Annotated in this window: 16 protein-coding genes; 6 read left to right on the top strand and 10 right to left on the bottom strand. The window is 68.6% G+C overall.

Going from position 1 to position 18,734, the window contains the following annotated elements; all coding sequences use genetic code 11:
• Positions 1 to 88: 88 nt before the first annotated feature.
• The gene (locus SB751_RS21255) at positions 89 to 523 is read left to right on the top strand and encodes a hypothetical protein (protein WP_410748519.1); all 435 of its coding nucleotides are present in this window, start codon (positions 89 to 91) and stop codon (positions 521 to 523) included.
• Here the strand turns inward: SB751_RS21255 and SB751_RS21250 are convergent.
• The 5 genes from SB751_RS21250 to SB751_RS21230 form a co-directional block, all read right to left on the bottom strand.
• Positions 518 to 2,158, bottom strand: coding sequence for a phospholipase D family protein (locus SB751_RS21250; protein WP_410748518.1), 1,641 nt, complete (start codon positions 2,156 to 2,158; stop codon positions 518 to 520). The two genes, SB751_RS21255 and SB751_RS21250, sit on opposite strands and share 6 nt — an antisense overlap.
• Positions 2,159 to 2,249: 91 nt before the next feature.
• Positions 2,250 to 3,080 carry a mechanosensitive ion channel family protein gene (locus tag SB751_RS21245; RefSeq protein WP_144197681.1) on the bottom strand — a complete coding sequence of 277 codons (831 nt, stop codon included), beginning with the start codon at positions 3,078 to 3,080 and terminating at the stop codon, positions 2,250 to 2,252.
• Between the two features lie 187 nt (positions 3,081 to 3,267).
• Positions 3,268 to 4,734, bottom strand: a complete 1,467-nt coding sequence (locus tag SB751_RS21240; protein ID WP_144197680.1) for an efflux transporter outer membrane subunit — start codon at positions 4,732 to 4,734, stop codon at positions 3,268 to 3,270.
• Between the two features lie 25 nt (positions 4,735 to 4,759).
• A complete protein-coding gene (locus SB751_RS21235; protein WP_410748517.1) occupies positions 4,760 to 6,376 on the bottom strand; it encodes an MDR family MFS transporter in 1,617 nt (538 codons plus the stop codon).
• Positions 6,369 to 7,526 carry an HlyD family secretion protein gene (locus SB751_RS21230; RefSeq protein ID WP_250025618.1) on the bottom strand — a complete coding sequence of 386 codons (1,158 nt, stop codon included), beginning with the start codon at positions 7,524 to 7,526 and terminating at the stop codon, positions 6,369 to 6,371. The genes SB751_RS21235 and SB751_RS21230 overlap by 8 nt, the downstream gene beginning before the upstream one ends.
• Before the next feature lie 113 nt (positions 7,527 to 7,639).
• On the opposite strand from SB751_RS21230, the gene SB751_RS21225 reads away from it, so the two are divergent.
• Both SB751_RS21225 and SB751_RS21220 read left to right on the top strand, forming a co-directional pair.
• Positions 7,640 to 8,356, top strand: a complete 717-nt coding sequence (locus SB751_RS21225) for a CerR family C-terminal domain-containing protein (RefSeq protein WP_144197677.1) — start codon at positions 7,640 to 7,642, stop codon at positions 8,354 to 8,356.
• Positions 8,357 to 8,783: 427 nt separating this feature from the next.
• A complete protein-coding gene (locus tag SB751_RS21220; protein WP_144197676.1) occupies positions 8,784 to 9,254 on the top strand; it encodes a copper resistance protein CopQ in 471 nt (156 codons plus the stop codon).
• 236 nt (positions 9,255 to 9,490) lie between these two features.
• On the opposite strand, the gene SB751_RS21215 is transcribed toward SB751_RS21220, so the two are convergent.
• A complete protein-coding gene (locus tag SB751_RS21215) occupies positions 9,491 to 13,858 on the bottom strand; it encodes a response regulator (RefSeq protein ID WP_250025619.1) in 4,368 nt (1,455 codons plus the stop codon).
• 131 nt (positions 13,859 to 13,989) lie between these two features.
• On the opposite strand from SB751_RS21215, the gene SB751_RS21210 reads away from it, so the two are divergent.
• Positions 13,990 to 14,451, top strand: a complete 462-nt coding sequence (locus tag SB751_RS21210; protein ID WP_144197824.1) for an ion channel — start codon at positions 13,990 to 13,992, stop codon at positions 14,449 to 14,451.
• 216 nt (positions 14,452 to 14,667) lie between these two features.
• Entirely contained in the window at positions 14,668 to 15,483 is an 816-nt protein-coding gene (locus SB751_RS21205; protein ID WP_244844686.1) for a MipA/OmpV family protein, read from the top strand.
• A gap of 10 nt (positions 15,484 to 15,493) precedes the next feature.
• Here the strand turns inward: SB751_RS21205 and SB751_RS21200 are convergent, their stop codons facing one another.
• Positions 15,494 to 16,168, bottom strand: a complete 675-nt coding sequence (locus SB751_RS21200) for an alpha/beta hydrolase (protein WP_211943093.1) — start codon at positions 16,166 to 16,168, stop codon at positions 15,494 to 15,496.
• A gap of 58 nt (positions 16,169 to 16,226) precedes the next feature.
• Complete coding sequence (locus SB751_RS21195; protein ID WP_144197673.1) at positions 16,227 to 16,538, bottom strand: hypothetical protein; 312 nt, start codon at positions 16,536 to 16,538, stop codon at positions 16,227 to 16,229.
• A gap of 230 nt (positions 16,539 to 16,768) precedes the next feature.
• On the opposite strand from SB751_RS21195, the gene SB751_RS21190 reads away from it, so the two are divergent.
• A complete protein-coding gene (locus SB751_RS21190) occupies positions 16,769 to 16,990 on the top strand; it encodes a DUF2188 domain-containing protein (RefSeq protein ID WP_144197672.1) in 222 nt (73 codons plus the stop codon).
• Here the strand turns inward: SB751_RS21190 and SB751_RS21185 are convergent.
• Positions 16,987 to 18,108: a hybrid sensor histidine kinase/response regulator gene (locus tag SB751_RS21185; protein WP_144197671.1), complete on the bottom strand. Its 1,122-nt coding sequence runs from the start codon at positions 18,106 to 18,108 to the stop codon at positions 16,987 to 16,989. The two genes, SB751_RS21190 and SB751_RS21185, sit on opposite strands and share 4 nt — an antisense overlap.
• A gap of 8 nt (positions 18,109 to 18,116) precedes the next feature.
• A complete protein-coding gene (locus SB751_RS21180) occupies positions 18,117 to 18,728 on the bottom strand; it encodes a chemotaxis protein CheB (RefSeq protein ID WP_250025623.1) in 612 nt (203 codons plus the stop codon).
• Positions 18,729 to 18,734 lie beyond the last annotated feature (6 nt).

Genomic DNA, 18,734 nt, shown 5'->3' with positions numbered 1-18,734 from the left:
TCGCCAACAAGACGTCAACTTTCCGGCAGGGGATGCCGATAGAATGCGGTGTCGGCGCGCATTCCGTGCCGTCTTGCCACCGATTGCCATGGACCCGATCTCGTTTGAATTTGTCTCCGTCGAGGAAGCCAAGAAGATTCTCGACGGCGAGGTGCCGACTACCGGCACCGGCACCGTGGACTGGCGCGACGCCCGCCAGCCGCCGGACCCGGCCACGCAGGCGCTGACGCCCGCCGCGCTGAAGTGGCTCGCGCAGCTACCGCGCGAGGTGCGGCCCCTGGAGCTGTTCCACACCTATCCGCGCATCGCCAATCAGCTTGCCGCGCTGGCCGGCCAGCAGGGCTACCCGACCCCGGTCACGCTCTTCCTGGCCGACCTGCTGATCGACAAGCGCGGGAGCCGGCAAGGCTTTCCGGGCGGCATCGCCCAGGAGCTGTCACGGCTTCAGGAGCATCTGCTCCAGTCCTCCGAGCCGCCCGAGGCCGATTCCCCCCCATCCGCCCCATCCGCCCCATCCCTATAGCTGGTCCTCCACCGGCAGCACCCGCAGGATGCCGATGCCCATGTGCTGCCACACACTCATGTCGGGCTCGCTCTCCACGGTTGAAACCTCGCCTTTCTCGCGCGTGGTCCACGTCATGGACTCCCCGCCGCCCTCCCCTTTGCGCAGTTCGACCTTGTAGGCGATGTCGAGCAGGCCGTCATCCATGCTCTTGACCAGCCGCTCGGCCAGCGGGGGGCTGTCCAGCACCACGCCCATCTCCGTATTGAGCTTGATCGAGCGCGGGTCCAGGTTCAGGGAGCCGATGAACAGCAGGCGCCGGTCCACCACATAGGTCTTGGCGTGCAGGCTGGCGCGGCTGGAGGCGAACATCCGGCTCTTGCGCGCCCGGCCGCGCGCCAGCTCGGCGTTCGCGGTGGGCTTCAGTTCATAGAGTTCGATGCCGGCCCGCAGCAGCGCCTTGCGCCGGGGCGCGTAGCCGGCGTGCACGGCGGCCACGTCCGTGGCGGCGAACGAGTTGGTCAGCACGCGGATCTTCACCCCCCGTTTGGCGATACCGGCCAGCCAGGCCATGTTCTCGTCGTCGGGCACGAAATACGGCGACACCAGCACCAGCTCGTGCTCTGCCTTTTCCATCATCGCGCGCAACTGCGGAATGGCGTGGGAGGTTGGGTCGTCCGGGTCTTCCTCCACCTTGTCGGCCTTGTCCGCGATGATGCGCGCACCGCCCACGTAGCCGGGCAGATGCCCGAGCTCGATCCCGCGCGCCAGCCCCGAGTCGAGCAGTTCCTGCACGAACTCGCTGGCGCGCACCTGGTCGCCGCGCGCCTCGATGGCCTTGCGGAAGGCGCGCAGCTCGGCCGGCGCCTCCTTGCCCTCCGGCACCAGCGTGGCCACCGGGTAGGCGCTCGCGCTGTTCCAGTATTCGTCGAACACGGCGCTCGCGGCCGGCACGGCGGGCCCGGCCACCATCACGTCCAGGTCGCTGAAATCCATGTCCGGCTTGGCCGAGAAGTAGGCGTCGCCGATATTGCGCCCGCCGACGATGGTGACGAGGTTGTCCACCGTCATCTGCTTGTTGTGCATGCGGCGGTTGAGCCGGCCGAAGTCAAACGCCAGTTCGAACCAGCGCGCGCGGCGGCTGGCAAACGGGTTGAAGATGCGCACCTCGATATTGGGGTGGGAATCGACGGCGGCCCAGGTCTTGTCCTGCTTGCCGGTGTGGATGTCATCCATCAGGATGCGCACGCGCACGCCCCGGTCGGCCGCGTCGATCAGGTCGCCCATCAGCACGCTGCCGGTGTTGTCAATGTCGAAGATGTAGTACTGGATGTCCAGCGTCTTCTGGGCGGCGCGCGCCAGCGCCATGCGGGCGGCCAGCGCGTCCGGGCCGGCGCCGAGCGGATAGAAGATCGACTTTCCGGGGTTCTGCGCCAGCCGGGGCGCCAGGGTGCGGGCCAGCAGCGTGTTGCTGGTGTCCTTCGCGGCGTAGCTGGGGGTGCGGCCGGCATTGGCCGGCAGGCTCGCGCAACCGGCCAGCGTGGCCAGGCAGAGCGAGACGAGCAGCAGCGCCACCAGCGAGCGGCCGCGCCGCCAGCCGGCCCAGCCCGGCCCGCCGCCCACCCCGTCCATCCAGAGCCTCAGCATCGGCGCCATGATCCGCTCTCCTCGAAGATCCCCGTCAGGCCATCTTGCTGCATTGCGGGAACGGCTCTGCATCCGCCCCTTTCTTCACCTGTCTTCCACCTTATACCGCCGCCCCCGCCTGCGGGAGGGTGCACGCGCGGTAGTAGCCGCGCACGATCTGCTGGGCCACCGGCAGGCGCGCGCTCACCGGCACCGGGAACCGCACGATGGCGTCCACCCGCTCGGCGTCCACGGGTTCGAACAGCACGCGCGGCTCGAACTGCGACAGGTCCACGAAGCGCATGTCGCCATACCGGCGCAGCGTGCGGCCGGCCTCTTCCATGAACGGCTCGCACGCCTGGCGCGCCACGGCCAGCAGCTTCGCCTCCACCACGTCCGGGTCCATGCCCACCGCCAGCGGAATGCGCACCATGTCCAGCGTGTACTTGCCGGCCTGCGAATGGTTGCGCACGGCCGTGGTCAGCAGCAGGCTGTTCGGCACCTGCACCGTAAAGCCCGTGTACTGGCGCGTGGGCGCCACCTCCACCAGCGTGGTGGACATGACATCCATGTCGATGACCTCCCCGCCGAACGGCCCGATCTCGACCAGATCGCCCAGCTGGTAGGGCCGCGTAATCATCCGCATGAACGCGCCCAGGAAACACATCACCAGTTCCTTGCCGACCAGGATCAGGGCCGCCGCGAACGCCGCCAGCGAAATGGCCACGCTCTTCAGCTCCGACACCCAGATGCCGAGCAACAGCAGGAACATCACTGCCGCCACCACATTGCGCGACGCCACGGTCCAGGCGCGATAGGCGCCCCGGTTGTCCGCCTGCAGCCGCCCCGAGAAGAAGCGGTTGATCAGCTTGACCACCAGCGTGCCCGCCAGCACCACCACCATGCTGGCGACCACGTTGATCAGGAGACTGTCGTTGGCGTTGAAGTGCATGGCGGGCGGGCATCCGGGGGCGCGCGCCGGCGGGATCTGTAACACATTGTTGCAAACCACGGCGCGGGGGCGGCGCCAGCTGATCAGATGCCGATGCCGCCCACCCGGATTCTATCCACACGCCACTGTGCCGGGCGCGCGGTGGCGCCAACAGGGGTGGGCGTCTGGTTTGCGTGTAGGCGTTTTCTTAGGTGCGCCAGCCCAGCCCCAGCGCCTTCTGCAGCGAAACGTAGTCCTTGAGCAGGTTGGCATCGCCCGAAATCCGGTCCTGCTGGGCCACCACGCGGGTGCGCTCCACGTCCAGCCATTCGAGCATGCTGGCGGTGCCCGCCCGGTAGCGCTGCTGCTGGAGCGTGGAGGCGCGCTCGGCGGACGCCTCCACGCGGCGCAGCACCACCACGTTGTCGCGCTGGTGCCCGTAGCGGGAGAGCGCCACGTCGGCATCGCGCAGCGCCTTGAGCACCACGCTCTCGTAGCTGGCCTCGGCTTCGTCCCGGCCGGCCTCGGCGTTATCCACGCTCGCCGCCACCCGGCCAAAGTCGAGGATGTTCCATTGCAGGCGCGGCAGCGTCAGCCACGTGCCGTTTTCCTTGCGGACGAGGTGGCCCGGGTCCATCGCACTGAAGCCGAGCGAGCCGAGCAGCGACACCTTCGGGAACCAGTCCGCCTTGCGCTCGCCGATCTGCGCCGTGCGCGAGGCCAGCCGGCGTTCGGCCACGCGGATATCGGGCCGGGCCTTGAGCAGCGTGGCCGGATCGCCCACGGCCACGGTCTCGGGCAGCACCGGCAGGTCGCGCGACGGACCCAGCGCAGTGTCCAGCGTGCCGGGCGAGCGGCCGGTCAGCAGTGCGAGCTGGTCGAACGATTCGATCAAACCCGCCTCCACCGGGGCGATGCGGGCGCGGGTGTTTTCCAGCTGCGTCAGCAGCCGTTCCACTTCGAGTTCGGAGGCCACGCCGCGCGCGCGGCGCTGGCGGGTCAGGTCGAGCATGTCGGCTTCCAGCGTCTCCGACGCGCGCAGATGGGCCAGGCTGGCCTGCTGCTCGCGCAGCGTGACGTAGGCCTGCGCCACTTCGGCGGCCAGCTGCACGTGGGCATCGGCCAGTTCGGCATCGGCGGCATCGGCCTCGGCGGATGCCGCTTCGATGGCGCGGCGCGTGCCGCCGAACAGGTCGAGTTCCCAGCTCGCATCGAACCCGGCGATATAGAGCGACAGCGGCCCCCGGCCGCCCCCGCCCCCTCCGCCCCCTCCGCCCCCTCCGTCGCCGCCAAACGAGGCCAGGTCCGGCTCGCGCGTGCGCAGCATGGCAGCGCTGGCATTGACCTTCGGCATCAGGTTTGCGCGATTCCCGGCCAGCCCGGCGCGGGCTTGCCGCACGCGGGCGCGCGAGGCGCGGATGTCCGGGCTGTCGCGCAGCGCGGTTTCGATCAGGTTGGCCAGCAGCGGGTCGCCCAGTGCGCGCCACCAGTCGGCCACGTCAGGCTGGCGTGCCTCGGCCAGTGTCGGTGCGTGCGGGAAGGTGCCGGCCGCCACCGCATTGCCGGCCACTTCCGGGGCGGTGCGGTAGTCGGGGCCCACGGTGCAGCCGGCGGCGGCCAGGGCGGCAACGAGGAGAATCAGCGCCGGCCGGGCGGCGCGAAGGGGTGCGTACATATTAGGTACCGCTTTATTTATCGATTTAGTGACCGGCTTCGACCGGGGCTGCGCCCGGACGGGGCGCCTTCAGCAGCAGTGCCAGCGGCACGCAGCACAGCAGCGCCAGCCCGAGGGCATAGAAGGTTTCCGAGAACGTCATCACCGCGGCCTGCCGGGCGATCTCGCCGGACAACTGCGCCACGGCCTGGAGGCTGGCGTGGGCATAGTCGCCGCCCTGCGCCACGAAGCTGGCGATGCTGGAGGACATGTGCTCCTGCCCGATCGAACTATTGGCCGTGACCGATTCCCGGATCACCGCGTCGTGGTAGGCGTTGCGGCGGTCGATCAGCGTGCCGAGCAGCGCCAGCCCGATCGAGCCGCCCAGGTTGCGGGCCATGTTGTAGAGCCCGGCGGCATCGCCGGCCTCATGGGTGGCCACGGCCGCCATCGACGCCTGATTCAGCGGCATCATCGCCAAAATCTGCCCGAAGCCGCGCAGGATCTGCGACAGCGTGAAGTCATGCCCCACGCTGTCCGTCGTCAGGCTGATATCGAGCATGCAACTGCCGAAGAAGCACACCAGCCCGGTAATCACCAGCCAGCGGCTGTCCACCTTGCCGAGCAGGCGCGGCAGCACCGGCATCATCAGGAACGCCGGCAGCCCGGACAGCAGCATGATCCCGCCGGCCTGCTCGGCGTTGTAGCCGGCAATCGTCGCCAGGAACTGCGGCAGCAGGTAGGACACCCCGTACAGCCCCGCCCCGACCACCGAGACGATCAGGATCACGCTCGCGTAGTGCTTGTTCAGCAGCAGGCGCAGCCGCACGATGGGCGTTTTCGCGGTGAACTGGGCGACGAACATCATCAGCAGGCCAATCGCCGACAGCGCGGAGAGGTAGACGATGGCCGAGGACTCGAACCACTGCTCGCGCTGGCCTTCCTCGAGCACCACGGTCAGCGAGCTGAGGCCGATGGCCAGCCCGATAATGCCGAGCCAGTCCGCCTTGATGAAGGCCGACAGGTCCGCCCGCTCGGGCTTGAGCCCGAAGTACAGCAGCGGCACCAGCACGGCAGTCACCGGCAGGTTCAGGAAGAAGCACCAGCGCCAGTTCACGTTCTCGGCCAGCCAGCCGCCCACCACGGGGCCCAGCAGCGGCCCGAGCAGCACGATCAGGCCGAACATCGACATGCCGATGGGCATCTGGTGGCGCGGCAGCCGGGTACGGACGATGGTCTGCGCGGTGGGGATCATCGCCCCGCCGGCAAAGCCCTGCCCGATCCGGCCGATGACCATCTCCGGCAGCGAATGGGACAGGCCGCACATCATCGAGAACGCCGTGAACAGCAGCGCGTTCCACATCAGGAAGCGGCGCAGCCCGAACACCCGCGTCAGCCACGCGGTGAGCGGGATGATGACGATCTCGGCCATCAGGTAGCCGGTGGACACCCACGTGCCCTCGGTGCCGGCCGCGCCGATCTGGCCCTGGATCTGGGGCAGCGCCGAGTTGGTGATGGAGATGTCGAGCGTGGCCAGCAGCGCGCCGAGCGAGCCGGCGGCCACGGCGATCCAGTCGGCGGCGGTGGCGTTGGCGGGCTTGTCGTTCGGTGGCGTGGCGGGAGCGGCGGGGGCGGCCCCGGCGGGGAGCGCCGTTTCAGCCATGGCGGGCCTCGCCGGCGCGGGCTTGTGCCGGATGCATGTCCCGCGTATCGACATCCACCACCACGGAGAGGCCCGGCATCAGCACCGCGCGCGCCTCCGGCGTCACATCCACATGAATCCGCACCGGCACGCGCTGGACGATCTTGGTGAAGTTGCCGGTGGCGTTCTGCGCCGGCAGCAGCGCGAACTGCGAGCCGGTGCCGGGCGAGAGGCTGTCCACCACGCCGTGGAGGTCTTCACCGGGCAGCGCATCCACATGCAGCGTCACACGCTGGCCGGGACGCATGCGACCCACCTGCGTTTCCTTGAAATTGGCGGTCAGGTAGAGGTCCTGCACCGGCACCACGGTCAGCAGGCGCGTGCCGGGCTGGGCGAACTGGCCCACGCGCACGCCCTTGTCGGCCACGCGGCCGGCGTTGGTGGCGCGAACCACGGTGTCATCCAGGTCGAGCCGGGCCTGCCGCGCGCTGGCCTGTCCCACCTCCAGTTGCGCCTGCGTCTGCTGGAGCCGCGCCTGCAGCGTCACCACCTGGCTCTGCTCCACACGCAGCGCGGCCTCGTTGGCGGCCAGCGTGGTACCCGCGCGGGTCTGGGCGTTACGCAGTTCGGCGGTACGTTCCTCGGTCTCGGCGCCGGACTTCACCAGCGGCGCGTAGCGCTCCACCTGCGAGGCGGCGTAGCGGGCGTTGGCGCGGGCGCCTTCCACCTCGGCGCCGGCCTGGGCGATGCGCGCCTTCTGCTGGGCAAGGTCGGCCTCGGCCCGCGCCACGTCCGCCTGGCGCGAGGCCACGGTGGCCTGCGCCTCATCGAAGGCCGCCTGGTACTGGCGATTGTCGAGGCGCACCAGCGCCTGACCCGCGGTGACCTGCTGGTTGTCGCGCACGAAGACTTCGGCCACGTAGCCGCTCACCTTCGGCGCCACCGTCACGCTGTCCGCCTGGAGGTAGGCATCGTCGGTGCTTTCGATAAAGCGGCCTACCAGCCACCAGCGCGTGCCGAATGCCACGGCGGCCAGCAGCGCGAGCGCGCCCAGCGCCAGCAGCACGGTGCGGCGGCGCGAGGCAGCGCGCGGCTTGCGCGCCGAAGATCCAGTGGAGGCAGGGAGGCCGGCGGCCGGATGGGCGGCGGCGGAAGATTGGGGGGCAGACATGGGGGCGCGGGGCTTTGACAGCACTAATGACGGGGACCGCGCAATTATTCCATTTGGAATAATTGTGTCAACTGATATATTTCTGCCTGCCCACGGACTGAGGAAAACGCAACATGGCCCGACACAAGCCCGCCACCGAAGGCGGCTACCAGCGCGGCGAAGAGACGCGCGCGCGGATCATCGACGCCGCGCTGCGGCTCTTTGGCGCACACGGTTTCGATGGGGCCTCCACGCGCGACATCGCCCGCGAGGCCGGGGTCAACGCGCCCGCGCTACAGTACTACTTCGACAATAAGGAAGGGGTGTACCTGGCGTGCATCGACTACTTCGTTGACCGCGCCTGGGGTCTGCTGGCCGATGTGGTGATCGCCGCCGAGGCCGTCGTGGCCCGCCCGGATGCCACCGACGCCGAGCTGATCGACGCCTACCTGGGCCTGCAGCTGCGCTTCACCACCTTCCTGCATGAATGCCCGGACACCGACCACTGGCGCCAGTTCATGGCGCGTGAGCGCGCGGGGCTCGGGCCGCCCGCCGCGTTCGAGCGCATCGACGCGGGCATCAACCGCCGCATTTTCGCGGTGACATCACAGGTAATCGGGCGCCTGACCGGCCAGCCGGCCACGGACGAGGCGACGCGCATCCGCACCATCGCCATCGACAGTCAGGTGGCAGCCTTCAAGGTCATGCGCCGCCACGTGCTCAAGGCGCTGAACTGGGACGCTTTCGGCGAAGCCGAGACCGCCCGGGTGCAGGAAGTGATCCGCGAGCAGACGCGGACGTTGCTCCAAGCGCTCGTTGCGCAGCGCAATGCAAAGGATCTACGAGGCTAGAGCATTTACTCTAACTCCCAGGATGGTGGGATGGAACCTTTGTGATTAGGTCGTCAAATCAATGACTTAAGTCATCACACCATCCAGCCTGACGAGGCAAATCGCCCATTTTTCCAACGAAATACGATTGCGCGGCGCAAAAAGTCCTTGCTTGTCTATCTAGTAGTAGATACTATTCGAGCCATGGACGCCGCTGCACCACCCGGCAAACAGAAACAAGCCCCGCGATGCAGTACCCGTCCACGCAGTACAAGTTGTCGATCAGTACCGGAAGGCGGTCTTTTTTTTAGCCCTGAAAATCTACCTACCAGTAGATAGCAGCAAAAGAAAAGACAGCCACAATGCAGCAAAACAACGCAGCACCGACGGCCCCGTGATCCACCTCCAACCGAGATCGCCCGGCCCAACGAAGACAAGGAGCTACACCATGAACGCCAAGACCATCCTTACCGCCGCCGCCCTCGCCGCCGCCTTCGTGACTGGCGCTGCGCAAGCCGCTCCCGCCAACAAGACCGGTGAAGTCTACGGCTACAGCTACCGCGTGAACGACGCCCGCAACGCCTTCACCGATGGCGCCCGCGCCAGCGGCGTGAACGAACCGCGCAACCCGTATGTCGATGGTGCCCGCGTTGGCAAGGCTGACCCGTTCACCGACGGTGCCCGCACCGTTGCCGGCCTGGATCGTACCGGTGTTTCGGCCAGCCCGGCCCGCACCGCCGACCCGTACCTGGACGGCGCCCGCCAAGGCAGGTTCGACACGTTCAGCGAAGGTGCCCGCACGGTAGCCGGCCTGGATCGCACCGGTGTCTCGGCCAGCCCGGCCCGCACCGCTGATCCGTACCTGGATGGTGCCCGCCAAGGCAAGTTTGACCCGTTCACCGAAGGCGCCAACGCCTGAGTCCCGCCCGATGACGGCGGATTGGAAGTACGTCAGACAAACGGAGCAGTAGCCTCGGGGCTCCCCGAGGCGGGCTCCGGGTTGTCATTCCTGGAGTCCATCATGACTTTCCGTAACAGTGCAGTACTCGTAGGCGGCTGGGTGGCCGTCGTCGTGGCGAGCGGTTCCGCCGCCGCCGTGGTCGCGCAGACGCTGATCTGAGCGCCGCCCCCCCTTCGCCACAGGACCGGTTCCGGTCAGCCCTGCAAGACGCCGATGAACGCCGGCAGCGCGTAGGGCTTGCGCAGCGTGACCGCGTTTGGCAATGCGGCACGCTGCACGGGCGTGAGCACCACGTCGTAACCGCTCACGAAGATCACCCGCAGCGCCGGTTGCAGCCGGCAGGCATCCATCGCCAGGTCCACGCCGGAGGCGCCGGACAGCCCCACATCGGTCAGCAATACATCGACCGGCCCCTCGCGCAGCACGGCCATTGCCTCGGCATCGGTGCTCGCTTCCACCACGCTTAGCCCGAAGGTCCGCATCAGCTCCGCGGTGCTGGCACGCACCAGTGCGTCGTCTTCGACAAAGAGGATGCGCTGCGGCGCCAGTTGCATCGAGGGTGGCGTATCAGGCACCCCCATGGCGATCGAAGCCGGCGCCTCAGCCGGCGCCGGGCCCAGTTCGGCCCCGCCGCTCACCAGCACATGGCGCACCTTGCGCGCGAGCGCCTCGCGCGTGTACGGCTTGCTCAGCAGTTCGATGCCCTCGTCGAGCCGCCCGCTGTGGACAATGGCGTTGTCCGTATAGCCCGAGGTGAACAGCACCGCGATGCCGGGCAGCCGCTCGCGCACCTTGCGCGCCATTTCCGTGCTGCGCAGCGGGCCGGGCATGACCACATCGCTGAACAGCAGGTCCACCGGCACGCCGCTCTCGACGATGGCCAGCGCGCTCAGCGCGTCGCGCGCCTTCAGCACGCGGTAGCCCAGGCTGGCCAGCATATCCACCACGGTGGCGCGCACGTCCTCGTCGTCCTCCACCACCAGCACGGTTTCCGTGCCGCCGCCTGCCGGCCCGGCATCCACATCGGTCTCGAGGTCTTCCTCCTCGCGCACGCGTGGCAGGTAGAGCCGCACCGTGGTGCCCTGCCCCGCCTCGCTGTAGATCTTCACATGCCCGCCGGACTGCCTGACAAAGCCGTACACCATGCTCAGGCCCAGCCCGGTGCCCTGCCCCTCGGGCTTGGTGGTGAAGAATGGCTCGAAAACCTGCGCCTGGATCTCGGGCGACATGCCCGTACCGGTATCGGTCACCGCCACCATCACGTACTGGCCGCGCGCCACGTCGGCGTTGCGGCGGGCGTAGGCATCGTCGAGCACCGCGTTGCCGGCCTCGATGGTCAGCCGGCCGTGGCCGCTCATCGCGTCCCGCGCGTTGATCGCCAGGTTCAGCAGCGCGTTTTCCACCTGGAACGGGTCCACCAGCGTATTCCACAGGCCGCCCGCCACCACGGTCTCGATCTCGATGCCATCGCCAAGCGCCCGCCGCAGCATGTCGTCCAGCCCGCGGATAAAGCGGCCCAGGTTCACCACCTTCGGCGCCAGCGGCTGGCGCCGGCCAAACGCCAGCAATTGCGATGCCAGCTTGGCGCCGCGCGCCACCCCGGCCAGCGCGTTGCGCACACGCGCCTCGGGGCGCTCGTTGCCGGATACATCGCGCGCCAGCAGTTGCAGGTTGCCGCCAATCACCTGGAGCAGGTTGTTGAAGTCGTGCGCCACGCCGCCGGTCAGCTTGCCGATGGCTTCCATCTTCTGCGCCATGCGCAGCGCCTCGTCGGCATGGCGCAGGGCATCGGCGGCTTCCTTGTCGCTGGTGACGTCACGGCCCACGCCGTGGATGCGGCCCGTGGCGGGGTCCACCGTGAGCGTCCAGGCCACCCAGCGCAGCCCGCCATCGGCCCGCGCCATGCGGCATTCGTAGCGCACCGCCGTGCCATCGTGGCGCAGCGCGATCATCTGCTCAGTCACCGCCACCAGGTCGTCCGGGTGGACGAAGGCCATGCACGAGCGGCCCAGCAGCGCGCTGTCGGCGTAGCCGAGCGTGCGCCGCCAGGACGGGCTGAAGCGTTCCAGCACGCCGTCGAAGCTGGCCACCATCAGCAGGTCTTCGCTCAGCTCCCAGAGGCGGTCGCGGTCCGCCACGGTCTCGGCCACGCGGCGTTCGAGCGAATTGTTCAGCTCGCGCAGCGCCTCTTGCGCCCGGGTGCGCATGGCGATTTCCTCGCGCAGGCGGCGTTCCGTGGTGCGGCGCAGGTGCGACAACTGGAGATTGCTGGCCACGCGGGCCAGTAGCTCGCGCGAGGTGAACGGCTTGGTCAGGTAGTCATCCGCGCCGGTGGCCAGGCCGCTGACGCGCGCTTCCTCGCCCGCGCGGGCGGAGAGCAGCACCACGGGGGTCTCGCGCAGCGCCGCGTCGGCGCGCACGGCCTGCACCAGGGCGAAGCCGTCCAGGCGCGGCATCATCACGTCCGAGACGATCAGGTCCGGCGCGTGCGTGCGGGCCATGTCCAGCGCCTCCTGGCCATCGGCCGCCACCTCCACCGTGTGGCCGGCCGCGCCCAGGATGCGGCGCATGTATTCGCGCAGGTCGGCGTTGTCATCGACCACCATGACATGCCCGCGTACCGCGCCGGGCACCGCGTCCGGCGGAGGCGCGAGCATGGCCAGCGCCGCAGCCGGCATCGCCTCTGCCTCGGGGGTCCAGCGCCGCGCGGCTTCCACGTAGGCCAGCGCCTGCTGGCTGGCGTGTGTCGACAGGTTTGACGCAGCCCCGGGTGCAGCCGGCTGCGGCACGGCCGCCCGGGCCGTGCGCGGCAGCGTAACCACGAAGCACGTGCCTTCGCCCACCTCGCTTTCCACGCGGATCACGCCATCGTGCAGGCGCACCAGTTCCAGCACCAGCGCCAGGCCGATGCCGCTCCCCTCGATCGACCGGCCCACCGCGCCGGACACCCGGTGGAAGCGCTCGAACAGCCGGGGCAGCTCATCCGCCGCAATGCCGATGCCGGTATCGCGGATGCTCAGTTCCACGCCGCCGTCTTCCGCCTCGCGCACCGCCACCGCAATCGCCCCGGTGTAGGTGAACTTGAACGCGTTGGAGAGCAGGTTCAGGACGATGGTCTCCCACATGTCGCGGTCCACCGCCACCGGGAAGCCCAGCGGCGCGCATTCCACGACCAGCTGCAGGCCGGCGCCCTCGATGGCCGAGCGGAACAGCGAGGCCAGTTCAGCCGTGAACGCGGGCAGGTCGGTCGGCTGGGGGTGCTTCTGCACCCGGCCGGCCTCGATCCGTGAGAAATCGAGCAGCGCATTGACCAGCTTCAGCAGCCGCAGGCCGTTGCGGTGGGTGATCTCCACCAGCTGGCGGTCGGCGTCGTCGCGTGGGTTGACCTGGGCCGTCTCGTCCGCGCGGTTCAGCAGTTCTTCGAGCGGCCCCAGCATCAGCGTCAGCGGGGTGCGGAACTCATGGCTGATATTCGAGAAGAACGTGGTCTTGGCGCGGTCGATCTCGGCCAGCGCCTCGGCGCGGCGGCGCTCTTCCTCATAGGCGTGCGCGTAGCTGATGGCCTGGCCGATCTGGCCCGCCACGAGGTCAAGAAAGGCGCGGTAGCGTTCGCCAAACAGCCGGCAAGGGTTCAGGCCCACCACCAGCACGCCGCTACGCGTGGTTTCGCCCGAAGGCGTGACCGGCACCACGGCCGCGTGGCGCGGCGCGAACTGCCACGCGCCGCCGGGCAGTGTCGCCCCGAAGCGGGTGGACAGGTCGTCCACCAGCACCACTTCGCCCCGCGCCAGCACCTGGGCAAACGGCCAGGCGGCCTCGCCGCCGGCGGGGATCTCCGCCGGCGCGGCCGGGTGGCCCACTTCGATGCCATGGTGGCCGCACAGCGTGGCCGTGCCGGCGCCGCGCTCGCCCAGATAGAGCAGCGCGAAGGGAATGTCGTACGGATTGGCGCCCAGCGCGCGCAGGCTCAGCGCGCACGCTTCGTCCCAGGAACGGGCATTGGTAGCCGACGAGGCCAGCTCGCGCAGCAGCTTCAGCTGGCGCTCGGCCACCACGCGCTCGGTGTCGTCGCTGTTGGCGCAGATGATGCCGCCCGTGCCGCCGTGATCGTCGGGCACCGGGCTGTAGGAGAAGGTGTAGTAGGTCTCCTCCGGGTAGCCGTTGCGCTCCATGATCAGCAGCTTCTGCTCGACGAAACTGCCTTCGCTGCCCTCCATGGCCGCGTCCAGCATCGGCCCGATCTCTGGCCAGATCTCGCTCCAGACGCGCTCGGTCGGCTCCCCCAGCGACGCCGGATGCTTGCCGCCGATGATCGCCTTGTACGGGTCGTTGTAGAAGAAGCGGAGGTCGGCGCCCCAGCCCACCCAGATCGGCTGGCGCGAGGTCAGCATGATGCGGATGGCCGTCTTCAGGCTCTGCGGCCAGGTCTCGGGCGCGCCCAGCGGCGTGCGCGACCAGTCGTGCGCACGGATCAGCGCGCCCATCTCGCCGCCCCCGGCGAGGAAGGCAGGGGCGATGCCCTCGGCATGGAGCGGCGGCACGTTGCCCACCGTGTTCTTCATGGAGCCTCCGGTTTCCCGCATGTTTCTCTTTCTTCACTTTTCTGGCATGCGCCGCATGGTGCATTGTCAGCGTGCGGGCGCTTCTATAGTCTGCCGGGAAACACCGCGCCAGAAAACCACCCTTGCCGACCATGGACGCCACGGCCTCCCCCTACCTGATTGCGATCCTGATCACCGCCACACTGACCATCGTCTGCGTGGCCGTGCACTACGAAGCCCTGCGCCTGATCTCGGCCATGCACCCGCGCCACTGGAGCGGCAAGGTCAACATCGGCGTGATGATCCTGCTCATCATCCTGGCCCACGTGCTGGAAGCCGTGCTGTTCAGTTCCGGCTACTGGCTCGGGGCGGACGTGTTCGGCATCGGCGAACTCAAGGGCCTGCACGACCATGGCGTAGCGGCCTATGTCTATTTCTCGCTGGAGACCTTCACTACGCAAAGTATCGGCGACATCATCCCGATGGGCCAGTTGCGCCTGGTGGCGTCGGTGCAGCCGCTGGTGGGGCTGATGCTGATCGGCTGGTCCACCTCCTTTACGTTCCTGGTGATGCGGCGCGACTGGCGTACGGACGAACTGGCTGACCGCGACTAAGATGCGGCCACGGTGACTGGATGGTAGGCAACGGGGGCCGCCGGTGAAATCGGCGTCCTTCCTACACGCTTGTGGGATTCGAGGAAGTTGCGTGGGCGGCGCGCCGGTGAAAAGATGATTTGCCGTCATGCGAACCACAACAATCAACGGGAGGACCCTGACGTGTCCAGACATCCGGAACCCCACTCGCCGCTGGCGGGTTGGCTGACCGCGCTGATGCTAGCGCTGGCCCTGCTGCATGCACCGGCCGTCAGGGCGCAGACGCCCGCGCCGCTGGCCGAGTGGCAGTACTCGGTGGGCGTGCCGCTGGTGGAAATGTTCCAGGGCCAGCCCGAGGGCTGGAAATTCCGGCTCGGCGCGGCCATGACCGTGCGGCCGCGCTACGACGGCGCGCACGACTACTACGTCTTCGGCGGGCCGACCATCGACATCCGCTACGCCGACAAGTTCTTCATGTCCACCGGCGAAGGGCTGGGCTGGAACATCGTCTCCAACGACCACTGGCGCGCGGGCATCGCCCTGACCTACGACCTGGGCCGCCGCGAGAAGAAGGACCACGACAACCTGGCCGGCATGGGCAATATCGGCATGGCGGCGGAGACCAAGCTGTTTGTCGATTACGTGGTGTCGAAGTCGTTCCCGCTGGTGATCCGCGCCAATGCGCGGCGCCAGTTCGGCGGCGCCAACGGCTGGATTGGCGACCTGGGCGCCTATATGCCGCTGCCGGGCAGCTCCGAGAAATTCTTCTGGTTCGCCGGCCCGACCATGACGGTGGCCGACTCGGCCTACATGGGGCGCTGGTTCGGCGTGACGCCCGAGCAGGCGGCGCGCTCCGGCCACCCGGAATACCGTGCCAGCGGCGGGATCAAGTCCTATGGCGGCGGCGTCTCGGCCATCTGGTTCATCAACAAGCACTGGTTCGCCACGGCGGACTTCGGGGTATCGGCGCTGGTGGGCGATGCCAAGAACAGCCCGATCGTGCAGCGGACGACCAACCTGACGGGGGATATCTCGGTGGTCTACCAGTTCTGAGCGATGACCATCAGGTAGGCCGGCGCAGGTACCCCTCCACCACACTGCGCAGCCCCGGCAGCTTGCCGGTGAAGAAATGCCCGGCGGCCGGCAGGACCACCACCGGCAGCTCCTGCGGGCGGGCCCAGTCGAAGACGTTGATCAGCGGCACGCGCTCGTCCTTTTCGCCATGCACCACCAGCGTGTGGGCCGGCACGGGCGGGGTGTCGTAGGACAGCGTCTCGGACAGCGCGCCAGCCGGCATGCCGGTCAGGATCAGATGCTGGATCGATTCCGCCGCAGCGTCTCCCGCCGCCGTCAGCCGCGCCACCATCAGCGTCTGCACGAAGGCACCGAACGAGAACCCGGCCAGCGCCACCGGCAGGCCCGGATACTCGGCCTGCAGATGGCGCAGCACCGCTTCCACATCGGTGGACTCGCCGGGGCCGCCATCGTAGGCGCCCTCGCTCTGCCCCACGCCCCGGTAGTTCGGCCGCATCGTCACGAAACCATGGGCCTGGAGCGTGCGCGCCAGCAGTTGGGGGATCTTGTGCTCGGCGGTGCCGCCCTGCCCCGGGTGGGGGTGCGCCACCACGGCAATGCCGACGGGCGGGCCGGCGGGGGTGTCGAGCAGGGTTTCGATCTGGCCGGCGGGGCCGGCAATGAAGACGGGGGTGGAAGCTTGCGTGGTGTAGGCGGAAGACATAAAGCGGGGGCGACGGATGGATGTGCATCCGCAGCATACCCGCTCCCGGCGGGAACGATCAATGGTGGTGGTTGGCCTTGACCACCGAGGCGATCTCCTGGCGCCGCACGCTGACCACGTCGTCCAGCTCCAGGCCCTCGGCCACGACCAGCATCTCGGCACCGCGCGTGATGGCATGAATCACGCCGTACCAAAGCTCGGGTCCGGCCACCGCCGTCAGGCGGACGCTGAACTCGGTTTCCATATCCTGGCTGCAAACCGTCACCAGGTCGCCGACCTCGGGCATGGCGGCCTTCTCCGCCAGCAGGGATTCCCGGGCCGCCACCGTCAGTGGCATCTGCGCAATGCCGCGCGCAAACCTCGCTTGCATGGCTGTGTCTCCTGCGCGTTGTTTTCCCTACAAGAATATATAAGGGCGCCCCGAAAAGGCACGGTAAACCGTCACGCCCCGGACACAAGCGATGCGCACGCCGCCCGTGCGGTGCTTCCCGGGTGGCGTGGGTGGCGTGGGTGGCGTGGGTGGCCTGTCAGACAGCGCCGGATTGTGCTCTGCGCCATGGCAGCCATAATGGAAAGACCATACGATCCCGGAGAACCATCATGCAGACCAACCTCCATGTCGTGCCGCACGGCTCCGGTTGGGACGTGATCCACGAGGGCGCCCGCTACGCCGAGTCTCACCATGCCACGCAGGACGAGGCCATTCAGGCCGGCACCGGCCTGGCCCGGCGCCAGAAAGTGGAGTTGCTGATCCATGGCGTCGACGGCAAGATCCGCGAACGCGACAGCTACGGCCATGATCCGAGGGAGGTGGCTGGCTAGGCCGGCTGGATGATCCCCTGCGTCCCGCAGCACGCGCGGGGCAGCGTCACGGTGAAGACCGTGGTGCCCAGGGCCGCCGACGAAGCGGCCTCGACGCTTCCGCCGTGCAACGCGGCCAGCTCCCGCGAGATATAGAGCCCGAGGCCCAGCCCCTCGGCGCTGTCGCCGCCGCCCGAGCGGAACGCCTCGAAGACATGCGGCAGGGTCGCCCCATCGATCACCCCGCCATTGGTCACCGTTACCGCCAGGCGCTCGGCCGCCGTGCCATCCACGGCCACGACCACCGGCACCGCCGGGTCCCCATGATGCAGGGCATTGCCGACGAGGTTCGATAGCACCTGCGAGATCAGGTCCGGATCGATGGTCGCCAGCGTATCCCCCACGGTTTCCAGTACCACGCGCTCCTTGCCGTGCGACGCCTCGCACTCATCGACAATGGCCGCGCAGATCGCGCGCAGGTCTTCCTGGCGCGGCTCCAGCTTGACGCGCCCGCCGTGCAGCCGCGCCACGTGCAGCAGCTGATCCACCATGCGCGCCATGCGCTGGCTGCTGCGCGAGATGCGGTCGGTGGCCGGCTTGAGCTTCTCCTCGCCCCCGAACCGCCCCAGGAACGACGCCGACGCGATGATCGCCGACAGCGGCGTACGCAGGTCGTGCGCAAGCACCGCCATCAGCATCTCGTTGGTCTTGAGCAGTTGCTGGGCGGTTTCCAGCTGTTCGGCCAGCTGCTGCTTCTGCCGGGCCAGCTGCACGAATACGTCGACCTTGGCCGCCAGCACGCGCGCGTCGATCGGCTTGAACAGGAAATCGACCGCGCCGGAAGCGTAGCCGCGGAATGCCCGCGCGCTGTCCTCTCCGGCCGCCGTCAGGAACAGGATGGGGATATGGCTGGTGCGCTTGCTGCCGCGCATCAGCTCGGCCAGCTCGAAGCCGTCCATCTCGGGCATGTGCACGTCGAGGATGGCCAGCCCGAAGTCGTGCTCGAGCAGCAGTTCCAGCGCCTGCGCGCCGGAATTGGCGTGGACGATCTGCACATCGGGCTTGGCCAGCACGGCATCGAGGGCGGTGAGGTTGGCGGCGATGTCGTCGACGGCGAGGATCTTGATCGGAGCTTGCATGGTCAGGGTCATTCAGAAAACTGGGCCAGGCGCTGGCCGATTTGTTCCAGTGTCAGCACGCGGTCTGCCGCGCCACGGTCGATGGCCTCCTGCGGCATGGTTTCCACGGCGGCGCTGTCCGGCGACTGCACCCACGCCCGGCCACCTGCCGCGCGGATCATCGCCAGGCCGCGCGCGCCATCGTCGTTGGCGCCCGAGAGCAGCACGCCGAGTACCCGGTCACGCCACGCCACCGCCGCCGACTCGAACAGCACGTCGATGGAGGGCCGCGAGAAGCGCACCGGCGGCTCCACGGAGAGCGCCAGTTCCACGTCCTCGGGCGCCCCCGGTACCCGCTCCACGAGCAGGTGGTAGTCCGGCGGCGCCAGGTAGAGATGGCCCGGCCGCACCGGCATCTTGTCCTCGGCCTCGCACACGGGCAGCGCGCAGCGCGCGCCGAACAGCTCGGGCAGCAGGCTGGGCTGGTTCGGATGCTGGTGCATCACGATCAGCAGCGCCGGCCGGAAGCCCGCCGGCACCATCGGCAGCAGCACGGACAACGCCTCGACGCCGCCGGCCGACGCGCCAATCACCACGGCGGCGCATCCGGCATGCCCTTGTGCATCGATCAGCCCTGCCATCGCGCC

Source organism: Cupriavidus sp. SIMBA_020 (genome assembly GCF_046535395.1).
GTDB classification, from domain to species: domain Bacteria; phylum Pseudomonadota; class Gammaproteobacteria; order Burkholderiales; family Burkholderiaceae; genus Cupriavidus; species Cupriavidus campinensis.
The sequence above is the reverse complement of the archived record's forward strand: the minus strand, read 5'-3'. Positions and strand labels throughout refer to the sequence as shown.